The sequence below is a fragment of the Pseudomonas sp. NY15356 genome (assembly GCF_048068175.1).
Taxonomy (GTDB): Bacteria; Pseudomonadota; Gammaproteobacteria; order Pseudomonadales; family Pseudomonadaceae; genus Aquipseudomonas; species Aquipseudomonas putida_K.
This window is the reverse complement of record NZ_JBLUPW010000001.1, coordinates 137,105-159,543: the sequence shown is the minus strand read 5'-3', so window position 1 is coordinate 159,543 and position 22,439 is coordinate 137,105. Positions and strand designations below refer to the sequence as shown.

At 65.2% G+C, this 22,439-nt stretch carries 21 protein-coding genes; 15 read left to right on the top strand and 6 right to left on the bottom strand.

The features are described from left to right. The first annotated feature begins 149 nt into the window (after positions 1-149). Entirely contained in the window at positions 150-860 is a 711-nt protein-coding gene (locus tag ACNFCI_RS00735; RefSeq protein WP_084854142.1) for a PqiC family protein, read from the top strand. A 197-nt stretch (positions 861-1,057) separates the two neighbouring features. On the opposite strand, the gene ACNFCI_RS00730 is transcribed toward ACNFCI_RS00735, so the two are convergent. Beyond that, positions 1,058-2,515, bottom strand: a complete 1,458-nt coding sequence (locus ACNFCI_RS00730) for a histidine kinase (protein WP_324816290.1) — start codon at positions 2,513-2,515, stop codon at positions 1,058-1,060. A 136-nt stretch (positions 2,516-2,651) separates the two neighbouring features. Here ACNFCI_RS00730 and serB point away from each other — a divergent pair, with 136 nt between their 5' ends. Continuing rightward, entirely contained in the window at positions 2,652-3,866 is a 1,215-nt protein-coding gene (gene serB, locus ACNFCI_RS00725) for a phosphoserine phosphatase SerB (protein WP_416767222.1), read from the top strand. Positions 3,867-3,958: 92 nt separating this feature from the next. On the opposite strand, the gene asd is transcribed toward serB, so the two are convergent. The 3 genes from asd to ACNFCI_RS00710 are packed head-to-tail and all read right to left on the bottom strand — an operon-like array spanning position 3,959 to position 7,231. Beyond that, positions 3,959-4,822 carry an archaetidylserine decarboxylase gene (asd, locus tag ACNFCI_RS00720; RefSeq protein ID WP_084854148.1) on the bottom strand — a complete coding sequence of 288 codons (864 nt, stop codon included), beginning with the start codon at positions 4,820-4,822 and terminating at the stop codon, positions 3,959-3,961. A gap of 17 nt (positions 4,823-4,839) precedes the next feature. Beyond that, complete coding sequence (locus ACNFCI_RS00715; protein ID WP_084854150.1) at positions 4,840-5,649, bottom strand: rhodanese-like domain-containing protein; 810 nt, start codon at positions 5,647-5,649, stop codon at positions 4,840-4,842. Between the two features lie 46 nt (positions 5,650-5,695). After that, positions 5,696-7,231 carry an HDOD domain-containing protein gene (locus ACNFCI_RS00710; protein WP_084854152.1) on the bottom strand — a complete coding sequence of 512 codons (1,536 nt, stop codon included), beginning with the start codon at positions 7,229-7,231 and terminating at the stop codon, positions 5,696-5,698. 130 nt (positions 7,232-7,361) lie between these two features. Between ACNFCI_RS00710 and motA the strand changes: the two genes are divergently transcribed. Both motA and motB read left to right on the top strand, forming a co-directional pair. Continuing rightward, complete coding sequence (gene motA, locus ACNFCI_RS00705; RefSeq protein ID WP_084854154.1) at positions 7,362-8,213, top strand: flagellar motor stator protein MotA; 852 nt, start codon at positions 7,362-7,364, stop codon at positions 8,211-8,213. Between the two features lie 3 nt (positions 8,214-8,216). Continuing rightward, positions 8,217-9,230 carry a flagellar motor protein MotB gene (gene motB, locus ACNFCI_RS00700; RefSeq protein ID WP_324816296.1) on the top strand — a complete coding sequence of 338 codons (1,014 nt, stop codon included), beginning with the start codon at positions 8,217-8,219 and terminating at the stop codon, positions 9,228-9,230. Between the two features lie 70 nt (positions 9,231-9,300). Here the strand turns inward: motB and rsgA are convergent, their stop codons facing one another. Continuing rightward, entirely contained in the window at positions 9,301-10,332 is a 1,032-nt protein-coding gene (gene rsgA / locus ACNFCI_RS00695; RefSeq protein ID WP_084854157.1) for a small ribosomal subunit biogenesis GTPase RsgA, read from the bottom strand. Positions 10,333-10,468: 136 nt separating this feature from the next. Here rsgA and orn point away from each other — a divergent pair, with 136 nt between their 5' ends. Then, positions 10,469-11,011 (top strand): oligoribonuclease, encoded by a 543-nt coding sequence (gene orn / locus ACNFCI_RS00690; protein WP_368829460.1) that lies wholly within the window; start codon positions 10,469-10,471, stop codon positions 11,009-11,011. 81 nt (positions 11,012-11,092) lie between these two features. Continuing rightward, positions 11,093-11,704, top strand: a complete 612-nt coding sequence (locus tag ACNFCI_RS00685; RefSeq protein ID WP_070571131.1) for a trimeric intracellular cation channel family protein — start codon at positions 11,093-11,095, stop codon at positions 11,702-11,704. A 43-nt stretch (positions 11,705-11,747) separates the two neighbouring features. Here the strand turns inward: ACNFCI_RS00685 and queG are convergent, their stop codons facing one another. Beyond that, positions 11,748-12,872, bottom strand: a complete 1,125-nt coding sequence (gene queG / locus ACNFCI_RS00680; RefSeq protein WP_368829459.1) for a tRNA epoxyqueuosine(34) reductase QueG — start codon at positions 12,870-12,872, stop codon at positions 11,748-11,750. Positions 12,873-12,937: 65 nt separating this feature from the next. Between queG and ACNFCI_RS00675 the strand changes: the two genes are divergently transcribed. From ACNFCI_RS00675 to hflC, 9 genes are all read left to right on the top strand, one after another. Then, entirely contained in the window at positions 12,938-13,798 is an 861-nt protein-coding gene (locus tag ACNFCI_RS00675) for an NAD(P)H-hydrate dehydratase (RefSeq protein WP_324816301.1), read from the top strand. Beyond that, entirely contained in the window at positions 13,786-14,259 is a 474-nt protein-coding gene (gene tsaE, locus ACNFCI_RS00670; RefSeq protein ID WP_084854165.1) for a tRNA (adenosine(37)-N6)-threonylcarbamoyltransferase complex ATPase subunit type 1 TsaE, read from the top strand. Before ACNFCI_RS00675 ends, tsaE begins: the two co-directional genes overlap by 13 nt. Continuing rightward, positions 14,260-15,702 carry an N-acetylmuramoyl-L-alanine amidase gene (locus ACNFCI_RS00665; RefSeq protein WP_172402933.1) on the top strand — a complete coding sequence of 481 codons (1,443 nt, stop codon included), beginning with the start codon at positions 14,260-14,262 and terminating at the stop codon, positions 15,700-15,702. Further along, complete coding sequence (gene mutL / locus ACNFCI_RS00660) at positions 15,699-17,597, top strand: DNA mismatch repair endonuclease MutL (RefSeq protein WP_084854169.1); 1,899 nt, start codon at positions 15,699-15,701, stop codon at positions 17,595-17,597. The genes ACNFCI_RS00665 and mutL overlap by 4 nt, the downstream gene beginning before the upstream one ends. 1 nt (position 17,598) lies before the next feature. After that, positions 17,599-18,570 carry a tRNA (adenosine(37)-N6)-dimethylallyltransferase MiaA gene (miaA, locus tag ACNFCI_RS00655; protein ID WP_368829458.1) on the top strand — a complete coding sequence of 324 codons (972 nt, stop codon included), beginning with the start codon at positions 17,599-17,601 and terminating at the stop codon, positions 18,568-18,570. A gap of 93 nt (positions 18,571-18,663) precedes the next feature. Then, positions 18,664-18,924 (top strand): RNA chaperone Hfq, encoded by a 261-nt coding sequence (gene hfq / locus ACNFCI_RS00650; protein ID WP_003258160.1) that lies wholly within the window; start codon positions 18,664-18,666, stop codon positions 18,922-18,924. Between the two features lie 12 nt (positions 18,925-18,936). Next, positions 18,937-20,238 (top strand): ribosome rescue GTPase HflX, encoded by a 1,302-nt coding sequence (gene hflX, locus ACNFCI_RS00645; protein ID WP_084854172.1) that lies wholly within the window; start codon positions 18,937-18,939, stop codon positions 20,236-20,238. Between the two features lie 96 nt (positions 20,239-20,334). Beyond that, a complete protein-coding gene (gene hflK, locus ACNFCI_RS00640) occupies positions 20,335-21,513 on the top strand; it encodes an FtsH protease activity modulator HflK (RefSeq protein ID WP_084854174.1) in 1,179 nt (392 codons plus the stop codon). After that, on the top strand, positions 21,513-22,382 hold the full coding sequence (gene hflC / locus ACNFCI_RS00635) for a protease modulator HflC (RefSeq protein WP_084854176.1): 870 nt from the start codon (positions 21,513-21,515) through the stop codon (positions 22,380-22,382). Before hflK ends, hflC begins: the two co-directional genes overlap by 1 nt. Positions 22,383-22,439: the final 57 nt, after the last annotated feature.

Here is a 22,439-nt window from a genome sequence, read left to right as displayed (position 1 = left end):
TTCAGCGTCATTCCAGGCAGAAATGCTGGAGTCGGACGGTTATTTCGCGGATGATAGTGCCCTTGCGGCGCCGGCGTGGCTGTGTGCCTGCAAGAATCTACATGAGTATCACTGCGGTTTGCCCCGGGGCGACCGCTTGGATGGGATGAATGAAATTTCTGCGCCTTCCATTTGCGCTGTTGATGACGGGTCTGCTGGGACTGAGCGGATGCAGCATGCATCAGCCGGTGGCCTTGTATCAGCTGGACAGTGGTGACCCAGGCCAGCCCTCGCAGAGTGCCGGCATGGCCGTCGTACTCGGCCCGGTATCGGTAGCCGATTACCTTCAGCGTGAAACCTTCTTGCAGCGTCAGCCTGACGGCAGCCTGACGTCCGCGACCGACGGTCGTTGGGCGGGCAGCCTTTCGGCGGACATCGACCAACTGCTGGTGCGTCAGCTCGCCTGGCGCCTGGACAGCCAGCGTGTCGTCCTGGCACCGGCCACCGCCGGTTTCTCGCCGGATGTGCAGGTGTTGCTGTCGATCACCCGCCTGGACTCCGGCCGCAACCAGCCGGCGATCCTGGATGCCCAATGGCGTCTGCTCGATCGCCGCGGCAAGGTGCGGGACAACCGCATCGTGCACCTGGAGCAACCACACGAGGGCTCTGAGTCGTCCCAGGTGCAGGCCCAGGGGCAATTGCTGCAGAAGCTGGCCGAGCAGCTCAGCGCGGCGGTCAAGCCGCTGGCTAACCAGCCGGCCATCGCGGAGGAAGCACCGCCAAAGAAGTCCGCACCGACCCAGGTCAAGAAAGGGCCAGAGAAGCCGAAGATCCCCATGGCTTCGCCCATTCGGACCGACATGGAGGTCTATCGGTTCTGACCGGCAGACGCAAAAAAGCCCGCAGCGATGCGGGCTTTTTTGTGGCTTATTAGGACCAATTCTCCCTGTAGGAGCGGCCTTGCGCCGCGATCGGGCGCGAAGCGGCCGTAAACCAGGCGTTTCGTTCGTTGACGCAGGTGCATCGAGGTTGCATGGGGCAGGGCCGCTTCGCGGCCCATCGCGGCGCAAGGCCGCTCCTACAAGGCCCGGCGTTCGTGCATGCGGGCCAGCTGGCGTTCGAGCATGGACGGGTAGGGCTCCATCAGGCGTTCGACACAGCAGGCGCCTTCTGGGCTGGCGATAGGACGGATACGGGCACGCTGGCGGATCAGGGCGTCGTCGCTGATCTTGCGTTCCACCAGCAGCAGGTTGCGGCTGTGCTGGGACAGCGCCAGGGCGTCCTGGGCCTTTTCCGCCATCAGCAGGTCTACCTGCTCCAGGCCTTGCAGGTCGTCACCCAGGGTCAGGCCCAGTTGCAGCTGCAGGGTGATGCCGCTGTCGGCCACCTCGATCTGCAGGGCATGGCCCAAGGCGCGCAGCAGCTCGCCACAGCAGATGGCGTTGGTCAGGTAGTCTTCGCCGCAGTCGCGGCTATGGAACAGCAACAGCGTGCTGCCGTCCTTGAGCGTGTGGGTTTCCCCTTCGTACAGCGATGCCGCCTGCTCCAGGCAGTCGCGGTAGCGCTCCAGCAGTTCGGTCAGGCGGGTGCGCGGCAAGCGGCGCAGCTGTTCCTGGGAGCCCAGCTGCACGGCCAGCACGGCGCTATATTGCGGTTCGTCGGACTCGACCGCGGCCGCTTTGACCGGGCTCTGCTCGGTGTCGATCAGGTCGGCGAAGGCATCGTCGTCTTCGTCATCGCTGGTCGTGGCCTTGGCTTTTGCCAAGGGCTTGGGCGCTGCGGCGTGCTCATCCACCTCGTCCACGTCGAATTCATCCTCTTCCACTTCCTCAGGTTCCGGCGGCGGTGGGGCGAGACGGGTGTGCAGTTGGCGAGCCAGGTCGCCGATCTCGTCCTGGCGGTCGGTGCCAGGGGTGTAGTGGTGCGGGTCACGCAGCCATACGCGCAGCTGCAGCAGCGGCGTGGAGATGTGACGCCCCAGGCGCAAGCTCAAGGCCAGCGCCAAGGCCAACAGGATCGCGCCCAGGATGCCCATGCTCTGCAGGCTGATGGTCATCGGCTGGCGGAACTGGGTCATGTCCAGGCTGATGCGCAACTGCCCGGCGGTCACATCCTGGAAGGTGATCTTGGTCTGGTAGAGCCCTTCGGCCTCACCCAGCAGGCTGTTCTTCGGTCGCTGGCCGGCCTCAGCGAGGATGCGGTTGTCCACGCTGTAGATGGCCGCATGAGCCACCAGCGGGTTCTTCACCAGGTTGCCCAGGAGCACGTTGAGGCTGAGGATGTCGTTGGACACCAGCAGCTCGGTCGCCGAGGTGGCGGTCTGGATGGTCAGGCTCTGGCCGAGGGCGTCCGCCTGTTCGTGCATGGCCTGCCGGAACTGCAGGCCCATGACGCAGGCATAGATCACCAGCGCCAGGGCCACCAGGAAGATATTGGTGCTGGCGATGCGCAGGGCCAGGGGAACGCGACGCTGGCTGAGGGCTCGGAAGATCATCACGAAGAAATTATCAGGTTTGACGGGCGTGGGCCGGTTCACAGAGCGCGGCTCTTTATGGCGAAAAAGGTGTTGCGCAGTATAGCGAGCCGTGTTTTGTCGGCAAAGTATCGATGCTGCCCGATCATCACGGAAAATCGGTAGAATGCGCATTTTTCATCGAAGTCGGAGCCCGGTCTTGCGCGAAATCGTCCTGATCAACATCACTGGTGAAGACCGTCCAGGTCTCACTGCGGCCCTTACCGGCGTCCTGGTTCAGGGCGGTGTGAACATCCTCGACATCGGCCTGGCGGTGATGCACGGTACCCTGTCCTTCGGCATCCTGGTCGACATTCCGGACAACGAAGTGGCTACCCAGCTGCTGCAAAGCGTGCAGGCCAAGGCCCACGAGCTGAACCTGCAAGCCCGTTACACGCCGATTTCCGAGGCCGACTACCAGCACTGGGCCGACAGCCAGGGCGAGGCGCGCCATATCGTCACCCTGCTCAGCCGCAAGGTGACGCCCGAGCAGCTGCAGCGGGTGAGCGCGGTGATCAGCCAGTACGGCCTGACGATCGAGCGTATCGAGCGCCTGTCCTCGCGCGTGGCGCTGGATGCTCCGGTGGAGAAGAGCAAGGCCAGCCTGGAAATTTCCGTGCGTGGCGAGCCGAGCGACGCCCAGGCCCTGCGCGCCGACTTCTTCGCCCTGGCCGAGGCGCTGGACATCGACATCGCCTTCCAGAAAGACGACCTGTTCCGCCGCAACCGCCGCCTGGCGGTGTTCGACATGGATTCGACACTGATCGAGGCCGAGGTGATCGACGAGCTGGCCAAGGCTGCCGGGGTGGGCGAGCAGGTGGCTGCGATCACCGAGCGCGCCATGCGTGGCGAGCTGGATTTCCGCGCCAGCTTCAAGGAGCGTATGGCTCTGCTCAAGGGCTTGGATGTTGGCGTGCTGGACGAGATCGGCGCGTCCCTGCGCCTGACCGAAGGTGCCGAGCACCTGTTCGCCGAGCTCAAGCGCCTGGGCTACAAGACGGCCATCCTTTCCGGTGGTTTTTCCTATTTCGCCAAGCAGGTGCAGGCGCGCCTTGGCATCGACTATGTATTTGCCAACGAACTGGAAGTGGTCGATGGCAAGGTGACCGGCGTTGCGGTCGAGCCGATCGTCGATGCCCAGCGTAAGGCCGAGCTGCTGCAGCAGTTGACCGGTGAAGAGGGCTTGCAGCTGGAGCAGACCATCGCCGTGGGCGATGGCGCCAATGACCTGCCGATGCTGTCCCTGGCCGGCCTGGGCGTCGCGTTCCGCGCCAAGCCGCTGGTGCGCCAGTCGGCCAAGCAGGCGATTTCGACCTTGGGGCTGGACGGTGTGCTGTACCTGCTGGGCATGCGCGATCGTGATGCCCGTAGCTGAAGATTCGGCGGGAGGACTTCGGCGATCTTGAAATCGAGCGCCGCGCGGGCGGCGCTCGATCTAACAGGCGCCGAAACCCTCGCGGCAAGCACTCAGCCCTGGGCAGGCTGTGCCAGCAGCTCACCCATGCGTACCGCCGAACCTGCACCCAGGCTCTCAGCCCACTTCACCTGCTCGGGCCCGAACAGCACGATGGCGGTCGATCCCAGCTTGAAACGCCCCAATTCCGCGCCCTTTTCCAGATGGATCGGCGCACGGCTGCCTTCGTTGTAGCGGAAGGTCTTCACCTCACGCTTGGGCGGCGTGACCAAGCCGGCCCACACCGTTTCGATCGACGCGACGATCATCGCCCCGACCAGTACCACGGCCATCGGCCCGCGCTCGGTGTCGAACAGGCACACCACCCGCTCGTTACGGGCGAACAGTTCGGGGACATTCTCGGCGGTGGTTTGGTTGACCGAGAACAGTCGGCCCGGCACGTAGACCATTTCGCGCAGGGTGCCGGCCAGTGGCATGTGCACGCGGTGGTAGTCCTTGGGAGACAGGTAGATGGTGGCGAACTCTCCGCCCATGAACGGCGCGGCCATCAGCGGGTCGCCGCCCAACAGCTCGAGGGCGCTGAAGCTATGGCCCTTGGCCTGGAAGATGCGGCCATGCTCGATCGGGCCGAGCTGGCTGACTGCACCGTCTGCCGGGCAGAGGATGGCGCCCGGGGTCTCGTCCAGTGGGCGTGCCCCCGGCTTGAGCGCGCGGGTGAAGAAGGCGTTGAAGTGTTCGTAGGCGGTCAGGTCCTCGACCAGCGCCTCGGACATGTTCACCTGGTAGCGCTTGGCGAACCAGGCGGTGAAGGCATTCTTGAACCAGCGCGCGCGGCACTCGGCGACGCAGCCGGCCAGCCGCGACAGCAGGTGGTGCGGCAGCAGGTACTGGCTGATGATGAACAAGCGGGATTTCATTGGGTTTCCTTGGAAATTCAAACTTCTACAGGCGTGTCCGGGTGGTTGCCCCACTCGCCCCAGGAGCCGGCATAGGCCTTGACCCGTGGATAGCCGAGGGCTTTGGCCACCAAGTAGGTGAAGCCGGAACGGTGGTGGGTCTGGCAGTGAGTGATCACTTCCTTGTCCGGGGTGATGCCGAGTTGTTGCAGGATGTCGGCCATGTCCGGGCGGATGCGCAGGTGGTCGTTCAGGTCCATGCCTGCGGTCCACTCGAAGTTGACCGCGCCGGGAATGTGCCCGCCTTTGGCTGCCAGGACTTTCTCGCCCTTGTACTCGCCGGGGCTGCGGGCGTCCCAGATGGCCAGGTCGGCCGCGCCCAGTCGGCTTTGCAGGTATTCGCGGGTGGCGGTGGGCTCTGCATGCAGTTGCAGGCTGACCGGGCCAGCCGCGCTGGCAGGTACATCGGTTGAGAGCTTGTCAGCCGGCCAGGCCTGAATGCCGCCGTTGAGGTAGTGGTAGCCCTTGTGGCCGATGACGTCGAGCAACCAGATGAAGCGCCCGGCCCAGCCGCCGCCCTCGTCGTCGTATACCACGTAGACCGCGTCGTCGCGGTGGCCGAGCTCGCCGAAGAGCTTTTCCAGGTCGGCGCGCGCCGGCAGCAGGCCTGGCGCCGGTGGCTGGCCCAGCTGGGTGCGCTTGGGGTCGACGAAGCGCGCGCCGGGGACATGACCGCTGCCATAGCGGTTGGCGCTGGTCAGGTCGACCACGATCAGCTGTGGCGAACCCAGGCGCGGCAGCAGGTCGGCCGGTTCGATCACCAGGGGCAAGCCGGAAAAGTCAGTCATCCACGGTCTCCAGGGTGGAATTGAGGGAGCGATTGTAGCGCAAGGCTCAGGCGTTGCGGTTGGCAAAGGCAGCCAGGGCACGCTCGGTGCATTGCGCGGTCTTGCCAAAGGCTTGCACGGTGACATCGGCCAACGGTTTGCCGCCCTGGTCTGCGATCACCAGCATCACCGTTTGGCCATTGACCGCCAGCGAACGCAGCAGCACATGCTCACTGCCGATGGCGGCCCACAGCGGGGCTGGCAGCAAGGCCGAGGACTGGGCGTGGTTGTCTGGTGTCAAGCGCAGCTGCGCCGCCTGGGTCATCAGGCGTTGCAGCAATTTGCTGCCGGCCAGGGGCAGTACCAGGGCCGCGACCTCCGTTGGCAGGCCGGCGGTCTGTTGCACGCGCAGGGATTCGGTGGCCTTGTCCAGGGTCAGCAGAATCACCCGTTGCATACCGCAGGCCAGCAGAGCGTCGCGAGCCTGGGTGCACAGGTGCAGGCTCGTGCCGAACGGGCTGGGCTGGGCCAGCAGCTCGCCACACAGCGTGCGCCAGCGCGCCAGGTCCTGGGTGGTGGGCGGTGGCGGTTCGAGCATGTCCGGATGCGGCCGGCGTTGCTGCCAGGGCCAGATCAGCGCCTCGGCGGGGTGGAACAGGGCATGCCGGGCATGGTGGCGGGCGCTGGCGGCGGCCTGCTGGTGGACCTGCTGTTGCACGTCGTCGAGCGATGTCTGCAGGTACAGGGCGGTCAGCAGTTGCCAGCGCAGCAGGTGCGGGTTGTCCCAGCCCACCTGGGCGGCCAGCGCCAGGCCGTTGGCCAGCAGCACGGTATTGGCTGGCTGGTTGAACCAGCGGCGCAGCCCGGGCTCGTCGTCCAGACGCTGCTGTTGGGTGAAGCTGTCCTGCTCGCGGGCGATGGCCAGCACCTGGGCCAGCTGTTCGCGCTCATCGAGCAGCAGGCGATAGCCCTGGGTCACCCATTCCGGCAGCCGCCAGTGTTCGGCCACGGCCTGGCACAGTTGCATGATGCGTACGCCGAACAGCGCGAGCTCGACTTCGGCGGCGTCCTCGCCCTTGTGGATGACCCGCAGCTCCCAGGTATCGAGCAGCTTGGGAAAGGCTTGCGCCATAGGCCACAGCGGTGACAGGAACAGCAGGCTGCCCCAATGGATCTCCTGCCACAGCCGTGCCAGGCGGCTGGCGAACAGGCCGCTGGCCTGTTGCGCGGCATGCTGGCTGATCAGCAGGAACTGGCGCAGCACCGGCGGGATGTCCTGGCCCGGCACCGCGGGCAGGCGTGCCAGCAGGTTGGCGCTGCGCGCCAGGCCCAGGCGGTTGAGGGCGATTTCGAGGCTTTCGGCAGGCTCGGCCTGGCTGGCATTGGCCGGGTGGTTGGCCTCGCGCATCACCGACAGCACCAAGGCGGGGCTGTCTTGCATCAGTTCGGCAATGTCCCGCAGAGAGCGGCGGCTATCGTTGATGGCCGACAACACCCGGTCGTGGCTCTCCTTGGGCACCGGCAGGCGGATGCCATCGAGCAGCTTTACCCAGGCATCGAGCGTACGCGGAATCTGGTTTGGCACCTTAGCGTCCATTGGCATTTTGACATCAGTCCAAACTGGCTTTTCGTTATTTGTGGCTATAGTCTGGCGCACTTCTGCCGATAAGTAGAAGAAGAGTTTCAAAGCTCCCGTCCCTCATCCCGACCACGACAGCAAGTGCCCTGAACCTATGGCTAAAATTATCGGCATCATCGTCGTATTCGCGAGCGTGCTCGGCGGATACGTACTTTCCCACGGCAAGATCGCGGCATTGATCCAGCCGTTCGAAGTGCTGATCATCGGCGGTGCGGCCTTCGGTGCGTTCCTTCAGGCCAACCCCGGTCACATGACCATGCATGTGATCAAGAAGTCGCTGAAGATGTTCGGCACCCGTTTCACCCATACCTTCTACCTGGAGGTGCTGGGCCTGGTCTACGAAATCCTCAACAAGAGCCGCCGCGAAGGCATGATGGCCATCGAGGGGGACATCGAGGACCCGGCGGCCAGCCCGATCTTCGCCAAGTACCCGGCGGTACTGGGTGATGAGCGCATGACCGCGTTCATCTGCGACTACCTGCGCATCATGTCCACCGGCAACATGGCCCCCCACGAGCTCGAGGGGCTGTTCGACATGGAGCTGCTGAGCCTGAAGGAAGAGCTCGAGCATCCCTCCCACGCCGTCACCAGCGTGGCCGACGCCATGCCTGGCTTCGGTATCGTCGCGGCGGTGCTGGGCATCGTGGTGACCATGGCCTCGCTGGGCGATGGCGACCAGAAGTCCATCGGCCTGCACGTGGGCGCGGCGTTGGTCGGTACTTTCTTCGGTATCCTGGCCGCCTACGGTTTCTTCGGCCCGCTGTCCAACGCCCTGCGCCACGATGCCAAGGAAGAGCTGAACGTGTACGAGGCGATAAAGGCTTCGCTGGTGGCTTCGGCGTCGGGCATGCCGCCGTCGCTGGCCGTGGAGTTCGGGCGCAAGGTGCTGTACCCGTCGCACCGCCCGAGCTTCGCCGAGCTGGAACAAGCGGTCCGCGGTCGCTGAGCCATGGAGAATAACCAGCCCATCATCGTCAAGCGCGTCAAGCGCTATGGCGACGGCCACCACGGCGGCTCCTGGAAGATCGCCTTCGCCGACTTCGCCACGGCGATGATGGCGTTCTTCCTGGTGCTCTGGCTGCTGTCCACGGCTACGCCCGAGCAGAAAATCGCCATCGCAGGTTACTTCAAGGACCCGATCGGCTTCTCCGAGAGCGGCACGCCCTACGTGATCGACCTCGGCGGCTCGCCGCAGCTGGCGCCGGAGAAGACCATCAACCCCGAGGAGAAGTCCGAGCCGACGCCGAACACCAGCATCCAGCTGGACAAGGACCAAGTCGAGACCTTGGCCGACCAGGTCGAACAGGAGCGCTTGCAGCTGCTGTTGCAGGAGCTGCAGAACAAGGTCGAGGAAAACCCGCAGCTACAGAAGTTCAAGGACCAGATCCTGTTCGAGATCACCCAGGACGGCCTGCGGATCCAGATCATGGACGCCGAGAACCGGCCGATGTTCGACCTGGGCAGCGCGCGTCTGCAGCCTTACTTCGAGGACATCCTGCTGGCCATGGCCGACACCATCAAGGCGGTGCCGAACAAGATCAGCATCAGTGGCCATACCGATGCCAAGCCTTATGCCGGCACCGGGGAGTTCGGCAACTGGGAACTGTCGGCCAGCCGTGCCAACGCGGCGCGCCGGGCGTTGGTGGCGGGGGGGTATCCGGACGACCAGGTGGCACGAGTGGTCGGTTATGCCTCATCGTCGCTGTTCGACCGCAAGGATCCGTTCAACCCGGTGAATCGTCGCATCGACATCATCGTCCTGACCAAGAAGGCCCAACGCGACATCGAGGGTGAACAGAGCACGCCCCAGACGCCGGCCGAACCGGCTCCGTCGGGTGCCCAGGCGCCGGCAGCGCCTGCCCAGGGCGACAGCGCCCAGGCACCGATGCAGCCGCGGGAGCTGCGCCAGAAGCTGAACATCTTCGAGGATGGCGTCCTGAAGATGGACGACGCCCAGGAGTGATGGCCGCGCAACACTGTAGGAGCGGCCTTGCGCCGCGATGGGCCGCAAAGCGGCCCCAGGATCGCCAGCGTCAGTAGCTATCCTGCGGCAAGCTGGCGATGATCGAGCGGTAGCTGTTCATACGCTGCGGCGTGACGCGCCCATCCTCCAGGGCCTGGAGCAAGGCGCACCCAGGCTCCCGGGCATGCTTGCAATCGCGGAAGCGGCAGTGGCCGATCAGGTCGCGGAACTCGATGAACCCGGCTTCGACGTCATCACGACTGACATGGCCCAGGCCGAATTCGCGGATGCCCGGCGAGTCGATCAGGTCGCCGCCGTTGGGGAAGTGGTACAGGCGCGCGGTGGTGGTGGTGTGCGTGCCCTGGCCAGACCACTCGGAGAGGTCGCCCACACGGGTCTGTACCTCGGGCAGCAGGCTGTTGACCAACGACGACTTGCCCACGCCCGACTGGCCGACGAACACGCTGGTGTGCGTATCGAGCATCTGCTGAAGGCGTTGCATGCCATCGCCCTGATGAGCCGAAACCTCCAGCAGCGGGTAGCCCAGGTCGCGGTAGACCGCCAGCAGGGCCTCGATGGTCGGGCCGTTGCGCTCATCGATCAGGTCGGCCTTGTTCAGCAGCAGCAACGGGCGGATGCCTGCATGCTCGGCGGCCACCAGATAGCGGTCGATCAGGTTGGCCTGGGGCTCGGGCGCCGGGGCGAAGACGATCACGATCAGATCGACATTGGCCGCCACCGGCTTGAGCTGACCATGGTTGTTCGGCCGACACAGTTCGGCCGTGCGTGGCATCTGTGCGACGATCACGCCATTGCCTTGGTTGCCGGCGCGCCACACCACGCGGTCACCGGTGACCAGAGCCGGCAGGTTGGCCCGCAGATGGCACCGAAACACCTGGCCCGCCGCTTCGCCATCCTGGGCTTCGACCTCCACCTGCACACCGAAATGGGCGATCACCAACCCCAGCTGTTCAGGGCCCAGGTCGCCGCCCTCCAGCTCCTGCAGGGCATGTTGTTCGCGTTTGGCGGCGCGAGCAGCGCGCTCGCCCTGGATTTTTTCGATGCGCCAGTTCTGGCGGCGGTTGAGCTGGCGTTTGGCCATGAATGTTCCGTATCGGCGGGGCAGGAAGAAAACGGCTGGCAGTTTAGCACGGCCCGGCGCGGACACTTGCGCTGGCGTTTGCGGCACGAAGGGCCGCGCCTAGGCTAATATGACCGCCTATTCGAGGAGCCCTTTCATGCAGAACCCACAGAACCTGATCTGGATCGATCTGGAAATGACCGGCCTGGATCCGGACAACGACGTCATCATCGAGATGGCCACCATCGTTACCGACAGCGAGCTGAACACCCTGGCCGAAGGCCCGGTGATCGCCATCCACCACAGCGACGAGGTGCTGGCGCGGATGGACGATTGGAACACCCGCACCCATGGCGCTTCGGGCCTGACCCAGCGCGTGCGCGAGAGCTGCATCGACATGGCCGAGGCCGAGGCGCAGACGTTGGCCTTCCTCGAGCAGTGGGTACCCAAGGGCAAGTCGCCGATCTGCGGCAACAGCATCTGCCAGGACCGGCGTTTCCTCTATCGCCACATGCCGAAGCTGGAAGGCTTTTTCCACTATCGCAACCTGGACGTCTCCACCCTCAAGGAGCTGGCCGCGCGCTGGGCGCCGCAGGTGCGTGACAGCTTCAAGAAGGGCGGGACCCACCTGGCCCTGGACGACATTCGCGAGTCGATCGCCGAGCTTCGCCACTACCGCGAGCACTTCATCAAGCTATAACCCACGGCGGGTGCGCATGGCACATGGCTAGAAGCACCGGGAGTGGGTAGACTGCGCGCCTTTTTCCCACGGACACGCACCATGTTGTTGATGCTCTATCTCGTCGCCATCACCGCCGAAGCCATGACCGGCGCGCTTTCGGCAGGCCGTCGCGGCATGGACTGGTTCGGCGTGGTGCTGATCGCCTGCGTCACCGCCCTGGGCGGCGGGTCGGTGCGCGACGTGTTGCTGGGGCATTACCCATTGACTTGGGTGAAGCATCCCGAGTATCTGGTGCTGACCAGCTTCGCGGCGCTGCTGACCATCTTCATCGCGCCGCTGATGCGCCACCTGCGCTCGCTATTTCTGGTGCTCGACGCCCTGGGGCTGGTGGCCTTCACCCTGATCGGCTGCATGACGGCCCTGGAGATGGGCCAGGGCATGCTGGTGGCGTCGATCAGCGGGGTGATCACCGGGGTGTTCGGCGGCATCCTGCGGGATATCTTCTGCAACGACATTCCCCTGGTGTTCCGCCGCGAGCTGTATGCCAGCGTGTCGTTCGCCGCGGCCTGGTTCTACCTGGGGTGCGTGTACTTCAAGGTGCCGGCCGAGCAGGCCATGCTGCTGACCTTGTTCGGCGGGTTCCTGGTGCGCCTGCTGGCGATCCGGTTCCATTGGGAGATGCCCAAGTTCCACTACAACGACCAGCAGTGACTACGGCCTTCGGGCTCGATCGCCGGCAAGCCGGCTCCCACCGCTATGGCGGTGCAGGCCTGGTGGGAGCAGGCTTGCCGGCGATTGGGGGCGGCTCAGCCACGCTGGTTTTTTCATGCTGCGCCAACGCCCACTCCACATGCTCGCGCACCAGCTCCGACGGGTGCTCGCGCCGCGCGCGCAAGGCTTCCACCACGGGAATGCTGGTCGGCGCATTTCCAAGCCCTACCGCCAAGTTGCGCAGCCACCGTTCATAGCCGGCGCGGCGAAGCGGCGAGCCTTCTGTTCGGTCAAGGAAGGTGGCCTCGTCCCACAGGAAGAGCTCGGCCAGTTCTGCGTTGTCCAGCCCATGGCGCGGCTTGAAGTCGTTCTCCTGGGTCGGCCGGGCAAAGCGGTTCCACGGGCAGACGATCTGGCAGTCGTCGCAGCCGAACACCCGGTTGCCGATCATCGGGCGCAACTCGACCGGAATCGCCTGCTTGAGCTCGATGGTCAGGTAGGAAATGCAGCGCCGGGCGTCGAGTACGTACGGCCCGACGAAGGCCTTGGTCGGGCAGATGTCCAGGCACGCCTGGCAGCGGCCGCAATGCTCGGTCACCTGGGCCTCGTCGACCGGCAGGGGCAGGTCGACGAACAGCTCGGCGAGGAAGAAATAGCTGCCCGCCTTGCGGTTGAGCAGCAGGGTGTTCTTGCCGATCCAGCCCAGGCCGGCCTGCTCGGCGATGGCTTTTTCCAGCACCGGGGCGCTGTCGACGAAGGCGCGAAAACCGAAGGGGCCGATCGCCTGCTGGATGCGTTCGGCCAGGTGCTGCACGCGCTTGCGCACCAGCTTGTGATAGTCGCGACCCAGGGCGTAGCGGGAGATATAGGCTTTTTCAGGCTGCGCCAGCCGCTGGGCCATGAGGGTGTCGCCGGGCAGGTAGTCCATGCGCAGCGATATCACCCGCAAGGTGCCGGGTATCAGCTCATCCGGGTGGGCGCGCTTGCTGCCATGGGCGGCCATGTAGTCCATCTCGCCCTGGTAGCCGGCTGCCAGCCAGCGTTGCAGGTGTTGTTCATGCTCGCCAAGCGCCACGCCGGCGATGCCGACGTGGGCGAATCCGAGTTCGCGGCCCCAATCCTTGATCGATTGGGCCAGCGTGGGAAGGTCAGGAAGGCAAGCGGACATGGATGGACAAGGCAATACAGGCGGAGGTGCGTATAATTCTGCCAGACATCGGAGCCTTTGACCCCATGCCCCAGACCAAACACCCCGGTAACGCCCCACAACTGCTCAGCAGCGTGAACACAGCCCACCTGGCACCACGCCGCGCCGACGCCCACAAGGGCGATTTCGGCCATGTGCTGGTGATCGGCGGCGACCTGGGCACCGGCGGAGCGGTGATGCTCAGTGCCGAGGCCGCCTTGCGTTGCGGCGCCGGCCTGGTGAGCGTGGCCACTCGTCCTGAGCATGTCGCTGCTGGCCTGACCCGCCTGCCGGAAACCATGTGGCGAGGGGTGGAGTCGGCCAACCAGCTGATGGGCGTGCTCGAGCGTGCCTCGGTGCTGGTGGTCGGCCCCGGGCTGGGCCAGGCTGCCTGGGGGCGCAGCCTGTTGTCGGCGGCGGCCAATGCCCACCTGCCGCAGGTCTGGGACGCCGACGCCCTGAACCTGCTGGCGCATCGGCCTCTGGCCCTGCCCAGTGGCAGCATCCTCACCCCGCACCCGGGCGAGGCCGCTCGCCTGTTGGGTATTTCCACCGAGGCGGTGCAGGCCGACCGGCCGGGCGCGGCCCGCAAGCTGGCGCGCAAGCATGCCAGCATCTGCGTGCTCAAGGGGGCCGGTACCCTGGTAGCCGCGCCGAGCGGCGAGCTGGCCCTGTGCGGGCGTGGCCACCCGGCGATGGCCGGCGCGGGCCTGGGCGATGTGCTGACCGGCGTGCTGGCGGCCCTGCTGGCCCAGGGGATGGATGCCTGGGCTGCCGCATGCCTGGGTGTGTGGCTGCATGCCTGCGCCGGCGAGCGTCTGGGGGGCAAGGGCAGGGGCCTGGCAGCCAGCGACCTGGTTCCGGTCATTCGTGAATTGTTGGAGGAGCATTCAGCGTGTCAGGTATAACCTTGTTTCTGGCCGACGAACCGGCCACCGTGGCATTCGGCGCACGTTTGGCCGAGGTGACCGGCGGTCATGGCGTGATCTTTCTCGAAGGCGACCTGGGCGCCGGCAAGACTACGCTCTCGCGCGGGCTGATCCGTGGCCTGGGCCACACCGGTGCGGTCAAGAGCCCGACTTTCACCGTGGTCGAACCCTACGAAATCGGCGAGGTGCGTGCCTATCATTTCGACCTGTACCGCCTGGTCGATCCGGAAGAGCTGGAGTTCATGGGTATCCGCGATTACTTCGAAGGGGACCCATTGTGCCTGTTCGAATGGCCAGAGAAGGGCGCGGGCGTTTTGCCAAAGCCCGACCTGACCATTACCATAAGCCCGCAAGCGAGCGGACGTTCGCTGACCCTTTCGCCGCAGGGGGAGCGCGGTGAGGCCTGGTGCGCCGCCCTGGCCACAGAATTCAAACAGTAAATGGGGTTAGGTATGCGCATACGCGCACTGGTCGCCGTCGTGGGGCTGCTGCTGACAGCGGTGACCGTTGACGCTCTGGCCGTCACACAAGTCAAGAGCATGCGTCTGTGGCGCGCACCGGACAACACGCGGCTGGTCTTCGACCTGTCAGGCCCTGTGCAGCACAGCGTCTTCACCCTGACCGCGCCAGACCGCCTGGTCATCGATATCAACGGGGCCACTTTGGGTGGCGCCCTGAACGTGGCCACCTCCAATACGCCGATTAGCAGCGTACGTTCGGCCCAGCGTACCCCCACCGACCTGCGGGTGGTGGTCGACCTGAAGAAGGCCGTCACGCCCAAGAGCTTCACCCTGGCGCCCAACGCCCAGTATGGCAACCGGCTGGTGGTCGACCTGTACGACCAGGAAGCCGATGCCATCGCCGCCAGCGCGCCGCCTCCGCCCCCGACCACGCGTACGCCCGCCAGCACCCCGGCTGTGCCGGTGACCCCAGCACAGCCAGCGATCAAGCTGCCGCCGGTGCCGAGCGGTAAGCGTGACATCGTCGTCGCCATCGACGCCGGCCACGGCGGGGAAGACCCGGGCGCCTCCGGTTCGCGCGGCCAGCATGAAAAAGACATCGTGCTGCAGATCGCTCGCGAGCTGCAGCGCCAGATCAATACCGAGAAGGGCTACCGCGCCGAGCTGACCCGTACCGGCGACTATTTCATCCCGCTGCGCAAACGCACCGAGATCGCCCGCAAGAAGGGTGCCGACCTGTTCATTTCGATTCATGCCGACGCCGCGCCGTCGCGGGCCGCCTTCGGCGCCTCGGTGTTCGCCCTGTCCGACCGCGGCGCAACGTCCGAGACCGCGCGCTGGCTGGCCGACACGGAAAACCGCTCCGATCTGATCGGTGGCGCCGGCAACGTCAGCCTGGACGACAAGGATCGCATGCTCGCTGGCGTGCTGCTGGACCTGTCGATGACCGCTACCTTGAGTTCCAGCCTCGATGTGGGGCAGAAAGTGCTGGGCAACATGGGCCGCATCACACCGCTGCACAAGCGGCGTGTGGAACAAGCTGGGTTCATGGTGCTGAAGTCGCCTGACATTCCGTCGATCCTCGTCGAAACCGGGTTCATCTCCAATGCCAACGAAGCGGCCAAGCTGGCGACCAAGAGCCACCAGCAGGCCCTGGCCCGCTCGATCCATACCGGGGTGCGTCAGTACTTCCAGCAGAGCCCGCCGCCGGGCACCTACATCGCCTGGCTGCGTGACAGCGGCAAGATTGCCCAAGGGCCGCGCGAGCACACCGTGCGCCCGGGCGAAACCCTGGCCATGATCGCCGTGCGCTACCAGGTCAGCGTGGCGAGCCTGCGCAGCACCAACAGCCTCAAGAGCGATGAGCTGAAGGTCGGCCAGCACCTCGACATTCCCGGCACCACCCTGGCGTCCCAGCGATGAGTGGTGGTTCGCGCATCCAGCTGCTCAGCCCGCGGCTGGCCAACCAGATCGCCGCCGGCGAGGTGGTCGAGCGCCCCGCCTCGGTGGCCAAGGAACTACTGGAGAACAGCCTCGACTCCGGTGCCCGTCGCATCGACGTGGAGGTCGAGCAGGGCGGGGTGAAGCTGCTGCGTGTGCGTGACGACGGTGGCGGTATCGCTGCCGACGACCTGCCGCTGGCCTTGGCCCGCCACGCCACCAGCAAGATCCGTGAGCTGGAGGATCTCGAAGGCGTGCTGAGCCTGGGCTTTCGCGGCGAGGCCCTGGCCTCGATCAGCTCGGTGGCGCGCCTGACCCTGACCTCGCGCACCGCCAATGCCGGTGAGGCCTGGCAGGTGGAGACCGAAGGCCGGGACATGACCCCGCGGGTGCAACCGGCGGCACACCCTGTCGGTACCTCGGTGGAAGTGCGCGACCTGTTCTTCAATACCCCGGCCCGGCGCAAGTTCCTGAAGTCGGAGAAGACCGAGTTCGATCACCTGCAGGAAGTCATCCGTCGCCTGGCCCTGGCGCGCTTCGACGTCGCCTTCCACCTGCGCCACAACGGCAAGAGCGTCCTGAGCCTGCACGAGGCACCCGATGAGATCACCCGGGCACGCCGGGTGGGCGCCATCTGTGGCCCAGGCTTCCTCGAGCAAGCGCTGCCGATCGATGTCGAGCGTAATGGCTTGCGGCTGTGGGGCTGGGTTGGCCTGCCGACCTTCTCGCGCAGCCAGGCGGACCTGCAGTACTTCTTCGTCAACGGCCGCGCCGTGCGCGACAAGCTCGTGGCTCACGCAGTGCGCCAGGCGTACCGCGACGTGCTGTTCAATGGCCGGCACCCGACCTTCGTGCTGTTCCTGGAGCTCGAACCCAACGGCGTGGACGTCAACGTCCACCCGACCAAGCACGAAGTGCGCTTCCGCGAAGGGCGCATGGTCCATGACTTCCTTTATGGCACGCTGCACCGTGCCCTGGCGGACGTGCGCCCGGAAGACCAGTTGGCCGCGCCGGCCGCGGCCACCGAGATCGTACGCCCCACTGGGCTGCAGGTGGGCGAGTTCGGCCCCCAGGGCGAGATGCGCCTGGCCTCGCCGGTGCTCGAACAGCCCCAGGCCGAACCGCGCCAGGCGTTCGCGGGGGGGAGTGGCTCGGGCTACCAATACCAGTACACGCCTCGGCCTTCGCAACCGGTACCTGCCGCCGAAGCCCAGGCGGTCTACCGTGAGTTCTTCGCCCCGCTGGAAAACGGCGCCGCAGCGCCGGTGGCATTGCCGCAGAGCCAAGGCGATGTGCCGCCGCTCGGCTACGCCCTGGCCCAGCTCAAGGGCATCTATATCCTTTCCGAGAACGCTGTGGGCCTGGTGCTGGTGGACATGCACGCCGCCCACGAGCGGATCATGTACGAGCGATTGAAAGTGGCCATGGCCAGCGAAGGCCTGAGTGGTCAGCCACTGTTGGTGCCCGAGTCGCTGGCGCTCAGCCAGCGCGAAGCCGACTGTGCCGAGGAGCATGCCCAATGGTTCCAGCGCCTGGGCTTCGAGTTGCAGCGCCTGGGGCCTGAAACCCTGGCGATCCGGCAGATCCCCGCCTTGCTCAAGCAGGCCGAGGCCAACCGCCTGGTGCAGGACGTGCTGGCCGACCTGATGGAGTACGGCACCAGTGACCGCATTCAAGCGCACCTTAACGAACTGCTCGGCACCATGGCCTGCCATGGCGCCGTGCGCGCCAACCGCCGCCTGGCCATTCCCGAGATGAACGCGCTGCTTCGCGACATGGAAAACACCGAGCGCAGCGGCCAGTGCAACCACGGCCGCCCGACCTGGACCCAGCTTGGGCTGGATGACCTGGACAAACTCTTCCTGCGCGGTCGATGACATGAGCGGCAAGCCCCCTGCAATATTCCTCATGGGCCCGACGGCGGCCGGCAAGACCGACCTGGCCATCGAGCTGACCAAGGTGTTGCCGTGCGAGCTGATCAGTGTCGATTCGGCGCTGGTCTATCGCGGCATGGATATCGGCACGGCCAAGCCGTCGAAAGAGGTGCTCGCTGCCCATCCGCACCGGTTGATCGACATCCTCGACCCGGCCGAGAGCTATTCGGCGGCGCAGTTCTGCAGCGACGCCCTGGAAGCGATGGCCGAGATCACCGCCCGCGGCAAGATCCCGCTGCTGGTGGGCGGGACGATGCTCTACTACAAGGCGCTGGTCGACGGCCTGGCGGACATGCCGGCGGCAGACGCCGCGGTGCGCGCCGAGCTCGAGGCCCAGGCCCGCGAGTTCGGCCTGGCCGAGTTGCACCGGCAGTTGGCCGAGGTCGACCCCGAATCGGCGGCCCGTATCCACCCCAACGACCCCCAACGCCTGATTCGCGCCTTGGAGGTCTACCGGGTGAGCGGCCAGAGCATGACGGCCCACCGGCAACGTCAATTCGCGGAAAGTCGCGCGGCAGACGCAGGCGCGGGCGGGCATTTGCCCTATACTGTCGCCAGTTTGGCGATTGCTCCTACAGATCGTCACATTTTGCATCAACGAATTGCGCTACGATTCTCGCAAATGCTGGAACAGGGGTTCGTCGACGAGGTCCGAGCACTGCGCGCCAGAAGTGACTTGCACGCCGGGCTGCCGTCTATACGGGCAGTGGGGTATCGGCAGGTCTGGGATCATCTGGATGGCAAGCTCACGGCCGACGAGATGCGCGAGCGCGGTATCATTGCCACACGCCAGTTGGCCAAGCGGCAATTCACCTGGTTGCGCGGCTGGTCCGGCGTGGAGTGGCTCGACAGCCTGGCCTGCGACAATCTGTCCCGCACCTTGAAATACCTGGGGACCGTCTCCATATTGAGCTGAGTCCCTGCAATTGCCGTCTATTCTTGCGAAAGGGCGGCATGAATTACCGATTTTATTGTTTTTTTACTATTGATCCTTACAGGAGTGCGGCATATGTCAAAAGGGCATTCGCTACAAGACCCTTACTTGAACACCTTGAGAAAAGAAAAGGTCCCGGTTTCCATCTACCTGGTAAACGGGATCAAGCTGCAGGGCTCGATCGAATCCTTCGACCAGTTCGTGGTACTGCTGAAGAACACCGTCAGCCAGATGGTCTACAAGCACGCCATTTCGACCGTGGTTCCTGCCCGTCCGGTTCGCCTGCCAAGCCCGTCCGATTCCGAACACGGCGACAGCGAGCCAGGCAACGCCTGATAGGAGCCTGCATTGTTCTTTGAGCGCCACGGTGGTGGTGAGCGGGCGCTGCTCGTTCACTTGGAAGGTCAGAACCCTGAGGCGCGCGAAGACCCGCAGGAGTTTCAGGAGCTGGCGCTGTCGGCCGGAGCGGACATCGTTTCGCTGGCCACGGTAGCCCGGCACCAGCCTACAGCCAAATACCTGATTGGCAGCGGCAAGGTCGAGGAACTGCGCGACCTGGTCCATGCCGAGCAGGTAGACCTGGTGATTTTCAATCACACCCTCACGCCCAGTCAGGAACGTAACCTCGAACGAGTCTTCGAGTGTCGCGTGCTCGACCGTACCGGGTTGATCCTCGACATCTTCGCCCAGCGGGCGCGTACCCATGAAGGCAAGCTGCAGGTCGAACTGGCTCAGCTCGAGCACATGAGCACGCGGCTGGTGCGCGGCTGGACCCACCTGGAGCGGCAGAAGGGCGGTATCGGCCTGCGCGGCCCGGGCGAGACCCAGCTGGAAACCGACCGTCGCCTGTTGCGGGTGCGCCTGCGGCAGATCAAGGCGCGCCTGGAAAAGGTCCGCAGCCAGCGCGAGCAGGCCCGTCGCGGGCGCAAGCGCGCGGACATCCCGTCGGTGTCGCTGGTGGGGTATACCAACGCCGGCAAGTCCACCCTGTTCAACGCACTGACCGCCTCCGAGGTGTATGCCGCGGACCAGCTGTTCGCCACCCTCGACCCGACCCTGCGCCGGCTCGAGCTGGACGACCTGGGGCCGATCGTGCTGGCCGACACCGTGGGCTTCATCCGCCACCTTCCGCACAAGCTGGTCGAGGCATTTCGGGCTACGCTCGAGGAATCGAGCAATTCCGACCTGCTGCTGCATGTGATCGATGCCCATGAGCCCGAGCGCATGGAACAGATCGAGCAGGTGCTGGCGGTACTGGGTGAGATCGGGGCCGAAGGCTTGCCGATCCTCGAGGTCTATAACAAACTCGACCTGCTCGAAGATGTCGAGCCGCAGATCCAGCGCGATGCCGACGGCAAGCCGCAACGGGTCTGGGTATCGGCACGTGATGGGCGTGGCCTGGAACTGGTTGGCCAGGCGATTGCCGAGTTGCTGGGGGATGATCTGTATGTCGGAACCCTGCGCCTGGAACAGCGACTTGCCCGCCTGCGCGCGCAATTCTTCGCTCTGGGCGCGGTGCAAGGCGAAGAGCACGATGAAGAAGGTCGCAGCCTGCTGAGCGTGCGGCTGCCCCGGGTAGAGCTCAATCGCCTGGTCAGTCGCGAAGGCATGGAGCCTGAACTGTTCATCGAGCAACACACTTTGCAATAAATGCCCGTCGAGGTCGCCGGGCGGCCGAAGCAGGCATTCTGTAGCATTGGACGGCGCGCCGTGGGCGCGTCTTTGCTTTATCAGATGGAGAGCGCTATGGCTTGGAACGAGCCGGGTGGCAACTCGAACAATCAGGATCCCTGGGGCGGCCGCCGAGGCGGCGGCGGTGGCGACAAGAAAGGTCCACCGGATCTGGACGAGGCCTTCCGCAAGCTGCAGGACAGCCTGAACGGCATGTTCGGCGGCGGAAAGAAACGCGGTGGCGGTGGTGACCGCAATATCGGCAAGGGTGGTGGCCTGGGCCTGCTGGGCATCGGCCTGGCCGTGCTGGCGGCTATCTGGCTGTACAGCGCCGTTTACGTGGTGGACGAGCAGGAGCAGGCTGTGGTGCTGCGCTTCGGCAAGTACTACGAGACGGTTGGGCCGGGCCTGAACATCTACTTCCCGCCGATCGATCGCAAGTACCTCGAGAACGTGACCCGCGAGCGGGCCTACAGCAAGCAGGGCCAGATGCTCACCGAAGACGAAAACATCGTCGAGGTGCCGCTGACCGTGCAGTACAAGATCACCAACCTGCAGGACTTCGTGCTCAACGTCGACCAGCCGGAGGTCAGCCTCCAGCATGCGACCGAAAGTGCCCTGCGCCACGTGGTGGGCTCCACCTCGATGGACCAGGTGCTGACCGAAGGCCGTGAGCAGATGGCCGTGGATATCCGCGAGCGCCTGCAACGCTTCCTCGACACCTACCGCACCGGTATCACCGTCACCCAGGTCAACGTACAGAGCGCGGCAGCCCCGCGTGAAGTGCAGGAAGCCTTCGACGACGTGATCCGCGCCCGTGAAGACGAGCAGCGTGCGCGCAACCAGGCCGAGTCCTATGCCAACGGCGTGGTGCCGGAAGCCCGTGGCCAGGCCCAGCGCATCATCGAGGACGCCAACGGCTACCGCGATGAAGTCATCGCCCGTGCCAAGGGTGAGGCCGACCGCTTCACCAAGCTGGTCGCCGAGTACCGCAAGGCACCGGACGTGACCCGCCAGCGCTTGTACCTGGAGACCATGCAAGAGGTCTACAGCAACTCGAGCAAGGTCCTGGTGGCAACCAAGGATGGGCAGAATAACCTGCTCTACCTGCCGCTGGACAAGATGGTGGAAGGCAGCCGCAACACGGCCGCTCCGGTCAGCAGCGTACCGGCTTCGGCCAACGACGCGGCCGCGCGCGCGGCGCAGGAAATGCAACAGCAGCAACAGTCGCTGCGTTCTAGGGAGAGCCGTTGATGAGCAATAAATCGCTGATCGCCCTGATCGCCGCTGTAGTACTGGCCATCGTGGCCTGGAACAGCTTCTACATCGTGTCCCAGACCGAGCGTGCGGTATTGCTGCAATTCGGCCGTGTGGTCCAGGCTGATGTCCAGCCAGGCCTGCATGTGAAGGTTCCCTACGTCAACCAGGTGCGCAAGTTCGACGCCCGCCTGATGACTCTGGACGCCCCGACCCAGCGCTTCCTGACCCTGGAGAAGAAGGCGGTGATGGTCGATGCCTACGCCAAGTGGCGGGTCAAGGATGCCGAGCGCTTCTACACCGCGACCTCGGGCCTCAAGCAGATCGCTGACGAGCGCTTGTCCCGTCGTCTGGAAAGCGGCCTGCGTGACCAGTTCGGTAAGCGCACCTTGCACGAAGTGGTCTCCGGTGAACGTGACGCGTTGATGGCCGACATCACAGCTTCGCTGAACCGCATGGCCAGCAAGGAGCTGGGTATTGAAGTCATCGACGTGCGCGTCAAGGCCATCGACCTGCCGAAGGAAGTGAACCGCAGCGTGTTCGACCGCATGAGCACCGAGCGTGAGCGTGAAGCGCGCGAGCACCGTGCCAAGGGTAACGAGCTGGCCGAGGGTATCCGCGCCGATGCCGACCGCCAGCGTCGCGTACTGTTGGCCGAGGCCTACCGCGAGGCGGAAGAGACCCGCGGTGACGGCGACGCCCAGGCGGCTGCCATCTATGCCAAGGCCTACACCCAGGACGCAGAGTTCTACGCGTTCTACCGTAGCCTGCAGGCGTATCGCCAGAGCTTCTCGAGCAAGAGCGACGTGCTCGTCCTGGATCCGAAGAACGAGTTCTTCCGCTTCCTGGACAAGAGCAAGCCTTGATCGGTCTGGCTTGAATTGGCGGGGCCGCTGTGCGGCCCTTTCGCGGCACAAGGCCGC